This window comes from Flavobacterium sp. (genome assembly GCF_050696275.1).
Classification (GTDB): Bacteria; Bacteroidota; Bacteroidia; order Flavobacteriales; family Flavobacteriaceae; genus Flavobacterium.
The window spans coordinates 55,630-70,005 of the sequence record NZ_JBOGUT010000011.1 but is presented as its reverse complement, the minus strand read 5'-3'; the positions used below and the strand labels follow the sequence as shown (position 1 = coordinate 70,005).

Genomic DNA, 14,376 nt, shown 5'->3' with positions numbered 1-14,376 from the left:
TTAAAAATTATTAACTACCAATTATACGGCTTTAGGATCTAAAGCAATAGCTGGACTCATTGTACTAGACAAGTGAATAGACTTAATATAAGTTCCTTTCGCAGCAGTTGGTTTCAATTTGATTAATGTTTGAATGATTTCGTGCGCATTTTCAGTAATTTTAGCAGCATCAAAAGATACTTTTCCAATTCCTGCGTGAACGATACCAGTTTTATCTACTTTAAAGTCGATTTTACCCGCTTTAATTTCTGTTACTGCTTTACCAATTTCCATTGTTACAGTTCCAGTTTTAGGGTTTGGCATTAAACCTCTAGGTCCTAAAATACGACCTAATGGACCTAATTTACCCATAACAGCCGGCATAGTAACGATAACGTCAACATCTGTCCAACCGTCTTTAATTTTTTGTAAATAATCATCTAAACCAACATGATCAGCACCTGCAGCTTTAGCTTCAGCCTCTTTGTCTGGAGTTACTAACGCCAATACTCTCATGTTTTTACCTGTTCCGTGTGGTAATGCAACCACACCTCTAACCATTTGATTCGCTTTTCTTGGATCAACTCCTAGTTTAACAGCGATGTCAACAGACTCATCAAATTTTGCAGAAGCTATTTCTTTGATTAATGCAGATGCATCTTTTAAAGAATATAATTTATTCTTTTCAATTTTTGAAGCAGCGTCTTTTTGTTTTTTTGTCAATTTTGCCATATCTATCTCTTATTTTAGAGGAGAATCTCCAGTTACAGTTATACCCATAGATCTAGCCGTTCCTGCGATCATGCTCATTGCAGCTTCCATAGTGAATGCATTTAAATCAGCCATTTTATCTTCAGCGATAGCTTTAATCTGATCCCAAGTAACGCTAGCTACTTTTTTACGATTAGGCTCTCCTGATCCTGACTTTAATTTTGCAGCATCCAATAATTGAATTGCAGCTGGTGGAGTTTTTACAACAAAATCAAAAGATTTGTCTTTGTACACAGTGATTTGAACTGGTAACACTTTGCCAGGTTTATCTTGAGTTCTAGCATTAAATTGCTTACAGAACTCCATGATGTTAACCCCAGCAGCTCCCAAAGCAGGTCCAACCGGTGGCGACGGGTTCGCTGCACCTCCCTTTACTTGTAGTTTAACTACTTTACTAACTTCTTTAGCCATTTTTTAAAATTTTACATTAATCATTGGAAGCGATTAATGCGGTTTATATATGTAACAAAAATTATACTTTTTCAACCTGCATAAAACTCAATTCTAATGGAGTTTTTCTTCCGAAAATTTTCACCATTACTTCAAGTTTACGCTTTTCTTCATTAATTTTCTCTACAGTTCCATTGAAACCATTGAAAGGACCATCGGTTACTTTTACCGTTTCACCTAATGTAAAAGGAATAGAACCGTGATCTACAGTTACAGCAAGCTCATCAACTTTTCCTAGCATTCTGTTCACTTCAGACATACGCAAAGGCACAGGATCCCCACCTTTTACTTCACCTAAAAACCCAATAACTCCGGTAATAGATTTGATAATATGAGGAATTTCACCTGTTAGGTTTGCTTCAATCATAACATAACCTGGAAAATAAACTTTATCCTTACTGATTTTTTTACCTTCTCTTACCGTAACTACCTTTTCAGTAGGCACTAATACCTGAGAAATATAATCAGCCATCCCTAATCTATTGATTTCGGTTTCGATATAAGCCTTAACTTTATTTTCCTGACCGCTAACAGCTCTTACAACATACCATTTTTTCACACTACTCTCTGCCATGGTAAATTATTAAGATTTTATCCAATTAAAAAAACCTCCGATAGCTTTTGCGAACAATACATCAACACCCCATGTGGCTAGTGCAAATATTACAGAAAAAACAGCAACAACTATAGTTAGTTTTTGCACTTCTTCCCATGTAGGCCAAGTTACATTTGATTTTAACTCTTCAAAAGCTTCTGATATGTAATTAGTAACTTTATTCATTATAATTTGTTTTTGCACGGGCGGAGGGATTCGAACCCCCATCAACGGTTTTGGAGACCGCTATTCTACCCTTGAACTACGCCCGTTTGTTAAAAACCAGTACCATTAAATAACGATACTGGTTTTATATATTCAAAATATACTTATTCAGTAATTTCAGTAACCTGTCCAGCACCTACAGTTCTACCACCTTCACGGATAGCGAAACGTAAACCAACACTCATTGCGATTGGAGACAATAAAGTTACATCGATAGTTAAGTTATCACCAGGCATAACCATTTCAACTCCTGTTGGCAACATGATTACTCCTGTTACGTCAGTTGTACGTACGTAGAACTGCGGACGGTAGTTATTATGGAATGGCGTGTGACGACCACCTTCTTCTTTTTTCAAGATATAAACCTCAGCTTTGAATTTAGCGTGTGGTTTTACTGATCCTGGCTTAATAATAACCATACCTCTTTTGATATCAGCCTTATCAATACCTCTTAACAATAAACCTACGTTATCTCCAGCTTCACCTCTATCAAGGATTTTACGGAACATCTCAACTCCTGTAATAGTAGAAGTTAATTTTTCAGCTCCCATACCGATGATTTCAACAGCATCTCCAGTATTAGCAACTCCAGTTTCGATACGACCTGTAGCAACAGTTCCACGACCTGTAATTGTAAATACGTCTTCAACTGGCATCAAGAATGGTTTAGCAACGTCACGTACCGGCTCTTCGATCCAGCTGTCAACAGCTTCCATTAATTCGATGATTTTAGGAACCCAGTTTGGATCGTTGTTCAATCCACCTAAAGCAGAACCTTGAATAACCGGTCCATTATCTCCATCATACTCGTAGAAAGATAATAAATCTCTGATTTCCATCTCTACAAGCTCTAATAATTCAGCATCATCAACCATATCCACTTTATTCATGAATACAACGATACGAGGAATACCTACCTGACGACCTAAAAGGATGTGCTCACGTGTTTGCGGCATTGGACCATCTGTAGCAGCAACTACAAGGATAGCTCCATCCATTTGAGCAGCACCAGTAACCATGTTTTTCACGTAATCCGCGTGACCTGGACAGTCAACGTGAGCGTAGTGACGGTTAGCTGTTTCATACTCTACGTGAGAAGTATTAATAGTAATACCTCTTTCTTTTTCTTCAGGAGCGTTATCGATTTGATCAAACGACTTTGCTTGACAGTAACCAGCATCAGATAATACTTTAGTGATTGCTGCAGTCAAAGTAGTTTTTCCGTGATCTACGTGCCCAATAGTTCCAATGTTTAAGTGGGGCTTGTTACGGTTAAAATTTTCTTTTGCCATTTTACTTAGTTTTTAATCTTAATTATTATTAGTGTTCAAAATTATACTTTATTGAGCCAATGTCGGGAATTGAACCCGAGACCTCTTCCTTACCAAGGAAGCACTCTACCCCTGAGCTACACCGGCAAGGACGAAAAGAAATCAAATTTCATTTTCAATTTCTTTGAAGTGATCACTCTAACTCTTCAGAATTACAACCAAAATTGCAATCTGCAAGAATGACCCCTTATCAAAATTTCCATATTAATTTTTTATAAAAATAAACTTTATAAAACCCTTCATTTAGAAACTTTTGTGGGGAGAGCAGGATTCGAACCTGCGAAGTTCACACAGCAGATTTACAGTCTGCCCTCGTTGGCCGCTTGAGTATCTCCCCGTACTTTTCTTATTTTCAACCTGTTAAGGCTTGAGCCGATGGAGGGACTCGAACCCACGACCTGCTGATTACAAATCAGCTGCTCTAGCCAGCTGAGCTACACCGGCGACTCAATAAAAAAAGTCCGCTATTTCTAACGGACTGCAAATGTATGTATTTTATTTATTAATCAAAACTTTTTTATAAAAAAAATCTTTATGCATGCGCTCGAATTTTTTCTTTCCTTTTCACCAATAATCTTTCCAGCGATTCTGACGCTAATTCAACCCCTTCTTCAAATGTTTTGCATTGCTTTTTAACAATAAATTCATCCCCCGGAACAATTAATTTTGCCTCAACAAACTTATTTTCCTTGTCACTTGTTTTTTCAACTTTCAAGAAAATATCCGACGAAACTATCTTGTCAAAGTATTTTTCTAATTTATTAATTCTTAGCTCAATAAAATCTGTTAGTTTTTTGTCAACGTTAAAGTTAACTGCATGAACATTTACCTTCATAATTTAAATATTAATGGTTAAACATTAAAGGGCTATTTTTGGTTTCTTGGGTGCGCGTTTCGATACACATTTTGAAGTTCAGCTAAACTTGAATGAGTGTACACTTGTGTAGACGCGAGACTTGAATGACCTAATAACTCTTTGATAGAATTCAAATCGGCTCCATGATTAAGCATGTGTGTCGCAAATGTATGCCGGAGCATGTGAGGACTTTTCTTTACTTTCTCGGAAACATTACTAAAGTAATCATTTATTAATCGATACACAAACGTTTCGTTGAGTTTATTTCCGTTAGATATTAAAAATAAAAAATTCGCATCAATTATCACTTTAAGCTGTTTCCTCTCTAATATATACGCTTTAATTTGCTCAACAATTACAGGTAATAAAGGAATTAACCTTTCTTTATTCCGCTTCCCCATTACTTTAATAGTCGCCCCTGACACGTCAACATTTGAGATTTGAAGCCCAATCAATTCAGAACGTCTTATCCCTGTGGTATAAAACAAATCGATAATCAGTTTATCTCTAAATCCCTCAAACCCTTCTTTATAATGCATGTGGTGCAAAACATTATTTAGTTCTTCTTCAGAAAAAGGAATTTGAATTTTCTTAGGCGTCTTTAAAGCTTTGTGTTTGGTCAGCGGATTAACTTCAATCTGTTTTGTTTTGAGCAGGAATTTATAGAATGCTTTCAGAGATGCTATTTTTCGGTTAACCGATACTGAACTCATTTCAGCATCAACCATAATAACAATCCAACTTCTTATTAGAGTATAAGAAACCTCTTCAAGCGGAATTCTATCAAAATTATCTTCAAGGAATTTGCTGAAAAAATCCAAATCCTTTCCATACGCCAAAGCAGTATGCAATGAATAGTTTTTCTCCTTAAGTAAATAATCCTGGAATTTTTGCTGATTATTGCGCATAAAAAAATCGTTAGCATAAAAGTACAAAACTTCTATGACTAACGATTTATATTTACAGAAAATTAGTTACTAACTTTCTAAGCTATCTCTTAATCCTTGGATGTAAGCCGCTTTTTGAACTTGAGCTCTTCTTGTTACAGATGGCTTAATAAAAGCTTGACGACTTCTTAGTTGTCTTACAACTCCAGTTTTATCGAATTTACGTTTATAACGCTTAAGCGCTCTGTCGATATTTTCTCCGTCTTTAATTGGTATAATTAACATAATCTAGACACCTCCTCTCATTTACGGGTGCAAACTTATAACTTTATTTCGGAATATAAACTATAAATGATTTTTTATTACTGAAAAAAGAATTCGGTTGTTGTTGTACTATGAGCATTATTATCAGGGAAAGACTCTGTTACCGTTTTTTTCTTATAAAAATTATTACCTAAGACTTCATAAGTCCCATCAGACAGCTCCTGACTTGTTAGATTTTTCGAATGACCAGAATCACTATTAAAAAACATGGAATATCCTTCAGAACTCATCAATTTATATACTTTCTTTCCATACGAATTATAATTTAAGACCATATAATTATCAATTACATTCGAGTAATCAAAATTCACTGTGCTTCCATCGTTTTTTTGAATGGAAGTTAAATTACCATTCGTATAAAAAAATTGATTCTCATACTCCATCACTCCATCCAGATTATTATCTCTTCCACCTTTAATTATATTGTTATCGGAATCGAACTGAACAATACTCCTTCTTTCCACTACAGCTGCAGGATCATTGTATGGCAATGTGACTCTTTCAACAAAAACAATATTATTTGGATGGTACGAAAATCTATAATAGAGCTGAAAATCATTACTAACATTATTATTAGAACTCAATCTAGTCCACTTTAACCCTATCAGATTTTGATTAGAGTCATAAAACAACTCTTGCTTGTCAAAATTTACGTCACTGACGGTTAAAAGTCCATTGGAATAAAAATAATGCTGCTTGGTATGCACTCCTTGACTTATTCCGTTATAAATCACTTCTTTACTTTCAGAAAAAAGCTTATTATCAACGACATTCCCAAGCGTTATTTGCCTATAGGTTCCCGGACCGTTTGCATCCGGAAAAGCAGATTGCCTATCTACCCTATACCCTGTAATCACTACGTCCGAAGTAATATTATTATCATGAGAATCGTTATCACAGGAAAGCAAAACCAAACAAGCACTTAAACCCCAAAAAATTTGTTTTATCATTTTAATTAAATTTATTACTATAAATCTTATTAACGACAATCCATTTTTCTTATTGCTTTAAAAACAGATATTCCATAAAATAAGCTTCCAAACAATTTTAAATCATTTTGGAGAAAATAAAGCGTCACGGCACTAAAGCAAATAGGATCTAATTCACTAATTTTATATAAGTTAACTAAAAAAAAGGATATGAAAAGCCACATAGTCAAAGTATTACACTCTTTTTATATCAATTATGATGTAAAATGCTTTGTTGTTCAAAAACCTAAAGATTACGATTTTATTCCTGGGCAAGCTACTGATGTTTCTATTAATTTACCCGGTTGGGAAGAAGAGCTCCGTCCGTTTACTTTCACTAGCTTAAAAAGCCAAAAGCAACTCGAATTCATGATTAAAATTTATCGTGACCATCAAGGAGTAACGAATATGCTCGGAAAAGTAAATGCTGGTTCAGAATTAATCCTTCATGATGTTTTCGGGGCAATCCAGTACAAAAAACCAGGTGTTTTTATCGCTGCTGGTGCGGGAATCACTCCTTTTATAGCCATTTTTAGGGATTTGTACAAAAAAAACAAATTATCAGGCAATAAATTAATCTACACTAATAAAACTTCAGACGATGTGATTATGGATGCAGAATTACACAAAATGCTAAAAAACGACTACCTCAAAGTATTTACCCGGGAAAATGTGATTGGATATGTTGGAAAACGGATTGACCGCAATTTTCTGATCGAATATATTGCCGATTTTAGCCAGCATTTTTACGTGTGTGGTCCAACTGATTTTGTAAACAGCATCACTAAATATTTATTAGAGTTAGGTGTTTCCCCAGACGCTTTAGTGATTGAGGAATAAAAAAGAGCCAAACTATAATTGTAATTTGACCCTTTTTGTTCTTTATTTTTCCAACTAACGCTGACTATTACTTTACAGCTGGCTCATAATTTTGTTTATCAATAATCATTTTTGATAAAATCTCTTTAAGAATTTCGGAAGTTCCTCCTCCAATAGGCCCTAATCGGCTATCTCTAAACAAACGTGCTAATGGATATTCCTCCATATAACCATAACCTCCTAACATCTGCAAACAACTGTAAATTGTCTCATCAGCCACTTTTGTAGACTTCAATTTAGCCATAGTAGCTTCTTTTACAACATACTCTCCTTTGTCCAATCGTGCTACTGCAGCGTAATTAAACACCTTACAATGCTCTACATCAGTTGCATGCTCTACAATAGTGTGCCTTAATGCCTGAAATTTATCAATCGTTTTTCCAAAGGCTTCACGTTCTGACATATACCCTATAGTATATTCAATCGCATACTCGGCTCTTGCGTGAGCATTTATAGCCATTATCAATCGCTCTAATGCAAAATGCTGCATGATATACGGAAATCCTTTTCCTTCTTCACCCATTAAATTTTCAGCAGGAATTTCTACATTATCAAATGCAATTTCCGCAGTATCAGAAGCTCTCCATCCTAATTTATCAAGTTTTGTAGCAGACACACCTTTAAGATTACTGTCTACCAAAAACATCGTTATCCCTTTATTTCCAAGTTCCGGATTCGTTTTAGCGGCAACAACATAATAGTCTCCATAAACCCCATTTGTAATGAATGTTTTAGAGCCGTTAATAATATATTTATCCCCTTTTTTCACAGCCGTTGTACGCATACCTGCAACATCACTACCTCCAAAAGGCTCTGTAATACACAATGCCCCTATTTTATCCCCTGAAATACTTGGGGCTAAATAGTCATGTTTAATTCGCTCATCCCCTTCTGCATTTAAATGGGTCATTGCTAAATAAGAATGTGCCCACATAGCAGCAGCAAAACCGGATGATTTAATTTTTTGCAGTTCTTCTAAAAAAATAACCGTGTAAAATAAATCCAGATTCAAACCTCCATATACTTCAGGATACTTCAATCCAAAGAAACCCATTTCACCAAATTTTTTCCATATAAACCGCTCTATAGCTCCAGTTTTCTCCCATTTTTCAATATGAGGTACAACTTCTTTTTGCAAAAAATCTCGTAAACTTTCTCTAAATAATTGATGTTCTTCTGTAAAATATATTGAATTCATTATAACTATTGTATTATTTCTGCGTTATTTTATTTAAAGTCCAAATATAAGGCAATAATTTTAACTTTTTCAACTGGAAAACTCTTTATTTTTATTAAATCCTCAGCTGACTTAATACTGCCGTTCATGCTTCTGTAGGTTACAATTTCTTTGGCCAAAGCATATCTGAAATAAGGAAACTTGGCCAGTTCTTTGACCGAAGCATTATTAACATCAATCTTATTTACCGTAATGGAATTGATTATTTTAAAATGTTTGTTCAATTCTGCAATAACTTCCGGAGATAATCCCCAAACATCATTCATTTGTTCCATGCTGACAATTCCGCTTAAAGACTCTTTAAACTTTAGAATCCTGTCTGAAAGACCGTCTCCAATTCCATAAATCTTAACCAGATCTTCTTTGGTTGCTCGATTAATATCGATGGCAATGATTTTTTCTTTTTTATCAAACCTTTTAAAATCCGGTTTTTCATCTGAAGAAAATCCCTGCTTTTTATTTTTAACCCAATCCGGAAATTTAAAATAGGGAGAAATAACCGCCAGCAAAGAATCTGAAATTTTAGTTACCTGCTGGAATTCCTGAGCAGAATTCACATATTTATTTGTTTTTCGGAAAGCCAGCAGTCTATCTATTTCAACTACTTTCATTCCGAGTTTGTAACCTTTGAAATCCGTAATAAAATTGGGATTGAACGGATACATTTTATACGTATTTTCTTTTTCTGCTAATTTCATTGAATCGATTCCAACTTGCATTGAAAGCCATTCTTTTCCTTCCTTGGAAATTGTTTTTTCAGAAGTAAAATCGACAAAAAAATAAAGCAGTTGCAAAAAAATTATCAAACCGACCAAAGTGGCCAGACCTACTCGTTGTTCTTTGTTGAATTCAAAGTACTCTTTAAGATTCATATTGGGTGTTTATAAATCGAACACCGAGCTCCTTTTGGCACGTACCAGATCTTTTAATTTAATTAAAAACCCGAGTGTCAAATACACTCCAAACCACAAACCAGCTGTTACAAATGAAATATAAATAAAAAACAAACGCACATTGTTTGCCCTCATTCCCAGCTTTTCAGCCAAACGGGAAGCAATATGAAAACCTTGTTTCTCGAATAGGTATTTTAATTTTATAACAAATCTCATGTTTGTGAATTTGAATTTCAGTTGCCCGTAAAATTACGAAATTAATTGTTTTTTAATAATTCTAATCCTATGGAACATTGCAGGCATTTGCTCTTTGTGCAATATTCCTTTTTAAGTTGCAGCAACGCTTGTGATTCGAAAGCATTTTCAGCATGAATGCCAATATTGCCAAACATTGCCGTTATGGTATTTTTCTCAGCCGAAACCTGCTCAAGCAAAAAAATAATGTCATCTGCCGATTCCTTACCTCTGCTTTTATCATACGCGAATTGAAACGGGACAATGGTATTTATTATCAGTAAGTCTACAAATGATTTTGACAATGATTTTATTTTTTCCAGACTTTGCTTATCAAATTGATAATGCGTCCGCCAATAAGAACTTACGGAAACTGAGAAAATATCGTATAATCCGTTAATGCTCCTAGTCCGAATTATTTTAGAAAATAAATTTTGATGCAGATGGTATAAATTGGCTAATTGCGACAATCGGACGGTAGGAAAATTATCCGGTCTGTGCTGGAAAAACTGAAGCGGTTCAATATCAGCTAAATCTAAAAGATATTTATGCTGCAAATATTTCCAACGGCTTTGCAGCTCCTTATAATACCCGTCTTCTTTATGAGAATCAAGCAAATTGGCCCTACCAAAGAACAACGCTTCAATATTTTCAATTTCAAAGGCTTCATTTCTAAGAGCCGAAAAGGGAATTGACTGGGCTATTTTAAAAAAAGATTCTCCATTAGTGTTCAATCCGAAATTCTTGGAAAGAAAACAAAAAAATACTGCTTCCCAATCATTATGACTTTCAGAAAGCAAACTTTCAATGGGTAATGATTTTCGTTCCAATCGATCAAAAAACAATCGATCCATCCAATTTTTGATAACAAATCGGGGAATTGATTTCATCTCATTCTCACAGAAAATCCATGATTTTGAAGTTTTCAGCTTTTGATATTGGCAAATCAAATCCTGTGAAACGTAGTTTTTGAGTTCCAAGACCGGAATTTCAGAATTATCTTTTCTAAAGACAGCACTATCCTTTTCCCAAACCACATGAAGAATGACATTGTCATAACCGGAATCGAATTCATGATGGTGAACATACCAATCGGAAGATTTACTATGGATTTCGATATTGCCGGCCCATTTCTGGTTTTCAATGCTTACTTGTGCATTAAAAAAATCCGGTCCCGATTGCTGAAGGTAATTTCCTGTATGATGAATCTGAAGTGATTCTCCTTGTGCAGTTTTTAATTCCGAAGAATTAAGAGGAGAAAAATTAAATTTTTTGTATAACCAAACGTAGTGAAGGAAATCTTCTTTCATGGCGTGTAAATAAAAATTAATAATGGCGTATAATTGAATCACTAAAATACTAAAAAATAACACACTAAAAACAACAGCAGTAGGATTTGAAATAAATAATTACATTAAATTCCTTTATTGTAAATTCCAAAACCAGAGAATCCTATAGGCAAATCCTTATATTTGCGAAACCAACAACCTACTTATTATATGAAAAACAGTTACTTATCAGTACTTCTAACTTTCTGCATTGTATTTACTGCTCAGGCACAAAAAAGCCCAAAATCAATCAAAATAACCTACATTAAAAGTTCCAACGGGACCGTTATAGAAAACCAAGATCCTGTCCTACTTTTTACTTCCAACAAGAACTGCCTGGTTACTTCTGATAAAATTATTAATAACAAAGCTGACTTTCCAATTGAACAGGTTTTTACTAGTTTTCAATCCAACTCTTTTTTCCAATTGGCACAATTTGGAAATAGTAAATCTATTGTAACTGTAGACAGTCTGGCTTTACCCAAACAAAAATTCGAACTGAGTAGCGAAACAAAAAAGATTCTCGGCTATACCTGCAAAAAAGCAAAAACTGTAATTAATTCCAATACGATTGAATTGTGGTACACCAACCAATTTAATTTAAAAGGAGCTCCAACAGTTTTGGGGCAAAATCTCGGTCTGGTACTCGAAATGGTCCGCAACGGAAACTATCAAGTAGTAGCTTCCAAAGTAGAATTATCAAACACGATTCCGTCAATTTTAACAATTCCCAATCCATTACCTAAAAAAGTAGACCAATTAACCTACCGTGATTTACTTTGGAAAAGTCGTTTTACCAACATTGAAGTATTCAAAAAAGAAGTTATTAATTTCTCGGATGCATCCAAATCAAATGACAGTATCTTGCGTTTTGCAAACGGGACCATAATTGTCAGAAAAATAAAATTCCCTGAAATAAAAAAAGGCAGCCAGATTTTTGTAGATGTAACTGAACAATCCAATGGTGATGCTTATGACAGAACAGGCTCTGTTTTTCTGATTCCAAAGGATAAATCCATTTCATATCTTGACGGCCTGCAAAAAGGAGTTACACTATTGCCTGTTTATGAAAATGGAAATGGTAAAAAATACCAAGGTGTTGTCAGAACTGAAAATTATGTGCCTCTTTTAGAATTAATGCGTTTTTTCACCCCTTTTGGAGTAAAACAGTACAATACCATTCAATTGAAGAATAAAGTCTGGCAAGATAGCGTATATTATCGTCAGGACATTTCCGAAATGCTTCCTTATCTAAATAATCAGGAAGTCTGGATTGGAATGAATATTGGCAATTATGATAAAGGCGGTCACAAAGCGAGTCTGAATATTTCCATACATTCAGAAGAAGACAACAAACCTAAAAGCGCATGGCTATTACCGCTTTTCAATACAAACAACGTAATGGAAATGGCAGGACAGGAATATGCTACGATGTTTGATAGAGAAAAAGGTCTGGAAGTAACCTTTGAGGTTCCGGAAGGCTTAAAGAATGTTCAATTACGTTACACGTCAACCGGACATGGCGGTTGGGAGAATGGTGATGAATATTTACCAAAAAAGAATACCATTCTAATTGACGGCAAAGTAACTTTCGCTTTTACCCCATGGAGAACTGATTGCGGTTCTTATCGATTGAGTAATCCGGCATCAGGGAATTTCGGCAACGGTTTATCATCATCGGATTACAGTCGTTCGAACTGGTGTCCCGGAACAGTAACAAATCCTGTTTTTATCGATTTAGGAAATCTTCCGGCGGGCAAACACACCATGCAGATTAAAATCCCACAAGGAGCCGTTGAAGGAACCAGTTTCAGTGCGTGGAATGTTTCAGGATGTCTGATTGGGAGTTAAGAGGGGTTTTAACTATAAAAAAATCACGGGTACTCCTATAAAACTGGAAAACCCGTGATTTTATACTGAATTAAAACGTATTTATTTTATCGAATTGATAATATCGTGTTTTGTAATAATGTGGTGTTTCCCATTGCCTAAATCAACCAAAACAGCTTGGTTTTCTTTGTTGATCAATTTAGATACTTCATCAACTGGAGCTCCTAATTTTACAATCGGGAAAGCAGCACCCATTACTTCGCGAATAGGCTTATCGGCTACGTTTTTATCGCTGATATAACTTTGGAATAAATCCGATTCGTCTACTGAACCTACAAAACCGTTAACATCAACTACCGGAATTTGTGAAATTTTATATTTACGCATTCTTTCAATCGCATGTGAAACCAATTCTTCGGTACGAACAGTAATTAATGGCTTATTAATATGTTCTTTAATTAAGTCTTCTGCTTTTGTAATGATTTCTTCAAGGAAACCGCGTTCGCGCATCCAATCGTCATTAAACATTTTACCTACATAACGGCTGCCCGAATCGTGAAATAAAACCACAACCACATCTTCAGGTTTGAAATGGTCTTTTAACTGAATCAATCCTTTTATAGCAGCTCCAGCTGAATTTCCTACGAAAATCCCTTCTTCTAAAGCAATTTTACGGGTATAAACCGCCGCATCTTTATCGGTTACTTTGGTAAATCCGTCAATTAAGGAGAAGTCAACGTTTTTAGGAAGAATATCTTCTCCAATTCCTTCTGTGATGTAAGTATAGATTTCATTTTCGTCGAAAATACCTGTCTCGTGGTATTTCTTGAACACGGAACCATAAGTATCTATTCCCCAGATTTTAATGTTTGGGTTTTTCTCTTTCAGGTATTTGGCCACACCCGAAATCGTTCCGCCAGTTCCTACACCCACTACAAAATGAGTGATTTTGCCATCAGTTTGTTCCCAAATTTCAGGGCCGGTTTGCTCATAATGGGCAATGGCATTACTCGGATTGTCATATTGGTTAACATACCAAGAATTTGGTGTTTCTTCAGCCAAACGCTTAGAAACCGAATAATAGGAACGTGGGTCAGTTGGTTCAACATCAGTAGGGCAAACTACCACTTTTGCTCCTACTGCACGAAGTATATCGCATTTTTCTTTTGATTGTTTATCTGAAATCACACAGATTAATTTGTACCCTTTTACAATGGCGCAAAGGGCTAATCCCATACCAGTGTTTCCTGAAGTTCCTTCAATGATAGTTCCGCCCGGTTTAAGACGTCCGTCTGCCTCTGCATCTTCAATCATTTTTACAGCCATTCTGTCTTTTACGGAATTACCAGGATTGAAAGTTTCAACTTTAGCCAAAACCAGAGCGTCAACTTCAGCAGTGACTTTATTTAATTTTACTAAAGGAGTGTTCCCGATAGTTTCTAATATGTTTTTTGCGTATTTCATTTTGAATTATAAGTTTACTGTATACAGTTTTCACCTGCAAAGGTAAAAATAGAATTTGAATATTGCTATTTGATTTGTAATTGAATTGCGTGAGGGATGGAAGCAAGCTACCGCGTAGCGCGAAC

At 35.2% G+C, this 14,376-nt stretch carries 16 protein-coding genes and 4 tRNA genes; 2 read left to right on the top strand and 18 right to left on the bottom strand.

Translation table 11 applies throughout. The features are described from left to right. Positions 1-21: 21 nt before the first annotated feature. The 13 genes from rplA to ACRDEC_RS07775 all read right to left on the bottom strand — a co-directional run bounded on the left by rplA (position 22) and on the right by ACRDEC_RS07775 (position 6,368). Complete coding sequence (gene rplA, locus ACRDEC_RS07835) at positions 22-711, bottom strand: 50S ribosomal protein L1 (RefSeq protein WP_431497778.1); 690 nt, start codon at positions 709-711, stop codon at positions 22-24. A 9-nt stretch (positions 712-720) separates the two neighbouring features. Continuing rightward, entirely contained in the window at positions 721-1,161 is a 441-nt protein-coding gene (gene rplK / locus ACRDEC_RS07830; RefSeq protein WP_135527290.1) for a 50S ribosomal protein L11, read from the bottom strand. 61 nt (positions 1,162-1,222) lie between these two features. After that, the gene (gene nusG, locus ACRDEC_RS07825) at positions 1,223-1,774 is read right to left on the bottom strand and encodes a transcription termination/antitermination protein NusG (protein WP_431497777.1); all 552 of its coding nucleotides are present in this window, start codon (positions 1,772-1,774) and stop codon (positions 1,223-1,225) included. A gap of 9 nt (positions 1,775-1,783) precedes the next feature. After that, positions 1,784-1,981: a preprotein translocase subunit SecE gene (secE, locus tag ACRDEC_RS07820; protein WP_431497776.1), complete on the bottom strand. Its 198-nt coding sequence runs from the start codon at positions 1,979-1,981 to the stop codon at positions 1,784-1,786. A gap of 15 nt (positions 1,982-1,996) precedes the next feature. Continuing rightward, positions 1,997-2,067: transfer RNA gene (locus tag ACRDEC_RS07815), tRNA-Trp, on the bottom strand. A 57-nt stretch (positions 2,068-2,124) separates the two neighbouring features. Beyond that, positions 2,125-3,312 (bottom strand): elongation factor Tu, encoded by a 1,188-nt coding sequence (gene tuf, locus ACRDEC_RS07810; protein WP_431497775.1) that lies wholly within the window; start codon positions 3,310-3,312, stop codon positions 2,125-2,127. A gap of 54 nt (positions 3,313-3,366) precedes the next feature. Further along, positions 3,367-3,438 (bottom strand) — tRNA-Thr (locus ACRDEC_RS07805). A gap of 169 nt (positions 3,439-3,607) precedes the next feature. Further along, positions 3,608-3,688: transfer RNA gene (locus tag ACRDEC_RS07800), tRNA-Tyr, on the bottom strand. 33 nt (positions 3,689-3,721) lie between these two features. Beyond that, positions 3,722-3,795: transfer RNA gene (locus ACRDEC_RS07795), tRNA-Thr, on the bottom strand. An 88-nt stretch (positions 3,796-3,883) separates the two neighbouring features. Continuing rightward, on the bottom strand, positions 3,884-4,186 hold the full coding sequence (gene hpf, locus ACRDEC_RS07790) for a ribosome hibernation-promoting factor, HPF/YfiA family (RefSeq protein WP_431497774.1): 303 nt from the start codon (positions 4,184-4,186) through the stop codon (positions 3,884-3,886). A 32-nt stretch (positions 4,187-4,218) separates the two neighbouring features. Further along, entirely contained in the window at positions 4,219-5,115 is an 897-nt protein-coding gene (locus tag ACRDEC_RS07785; protein ID WP_431497773.1) for a tyrosine-type recombinase/integrase, read from the bottom strand. 69 nt (positions 5,116-5,184) lie between these two features. Further along, positions 5,185-5,379, bottom strand: coding sequence for a 30S ribosomal protein S21 (gene rpsU / locus ACRDEC_RS07780; protein ID WP_129433177.1), 195 nt, complete (start codon positions 5,377-5,379; stop codon positions 5,185-5,187). Positions 5,380-5,456: 77 nt separating this feature from the next. Further along, the gene (locus tag ACRDEC_RS07775; RefSeq protein WP_431497772.1) at positions 5,457-6,368 is read right to left on the bottom strand and encodes a hypothetical protein; all 912 of its coding nucleotides are present in this window, start codon (positions 6,366-6,368) and stop codon (positions 5,457-5,459) included. Between the two features lie 189 nt (positions 6,369-6,557). Here ACRDEC_RS07775 and ACRDEC_RS07770 point away from each other — a divergent pair, with 189 nt between their 5' ends. After that, positions 6,558-7,226 carry a flavodoxin reductase gene (locus ACRDEC_RS07770; protein WP_431497771.1) on the top strand — a complete coding sequence of 223 codons (669 nt, stop codon included), beginning with the start codon at positions 6,558-6,560 and terminating at the stop codon, positions 7,224-7,226. A gap of 67 nt (positions 7,227-7,293) precedes the next feature. On the opposite strand, the gene ACRDEC_RS07765 is transcribed toward ACRDEC_RS07770, so the two are convergent. Genes ACRDEC_RS07765 through ACRDEC_RS07750 form a run of 4 tightly spaced genes read right to left on the bottom strand, consistent with a single transcriptional unit; the run spans position 7,294 to position 10,939 of the window. Next, positions 7,294-8,463 (bottom strand): acyl-CoA dehydrogenase family protein, encoded by a 1,170-nt coding sequence (locus ACRDEC_RS07765; RefSeq protein ID WP_431497770.1) that lies wholly within the window; start codon positions 8,461-8,463, stop codon positions 7,294-7,296. A gap of 29 nt (positions 8,464-8,492) precedes the next feature. Further along, complete coding sequence (locus tag ACRDEC_RS07760) at positions 8,493-9,374, bottom strand: ComEA family DNA-binding protein (protein ID WP_431497769.1); 882 nt, start codon at positions 9,372-9,374, stop codon at positions 8,493-8,495. Between the two features lie 9 nt (positions 9,375-9,383). Next, complete coding sequence (locus ACRDEC_RS07755; protein WP_135527301.1) at positions 9,384-9,611, bottom strand: PspC domain-containing protein; 228 nt, start codon at positions 9,609-9,611, stop codon at positions 9,384-9,386. 41 nt (positions 9,612-9,652) lie between these two features. Further along, a complete protein-coding gene (locus ACRDEC_RS07750) occupies positions 9,653-10,939 on the bottom strand; it encodes a DUF2851 family protein (RefSeq protein ID WP_431497768.1) in 1,287 nt (428 codons plus the stop codon). 189 nt (positions 10,940-11,128) lie between these two features. Here ACRDEC_RS07750 and ACRDEC_RS07745 point away from each other — a divergent pair, with 189 nt between their 5' ends. Continuing rightward, on the top strand, positions 11,129-12,808 hold the full coding sequence (locus ACRDEC_RS07745; RefSeq protein WP_431497767.1) for a GLPGLI family protein: 1,680 nt from the start codon (positions 11,129-11,131) through the stop codon (positions 12,806-12,808). An 81-nt stretch (positions 12,809-12,889) separates the two neighbouring features. Here ACRDEC_RS07745 and ACRDEC_RS07740 read toward each other — a convergent pair whose 3' ends face one another. Further along, a complete protein-coding gene (locus tag ACRDEC_RS07740) occupies positions 12,890-14,251 on the bottom strand; it encodes a pyridoxal-phosphate dependent enzyme (RefSeq protein WP_431497766.1) in 1,362 nt (453 codons plus the stop codon). Positions 14,252-14,376: the final 125 nt, after the last annotated feature.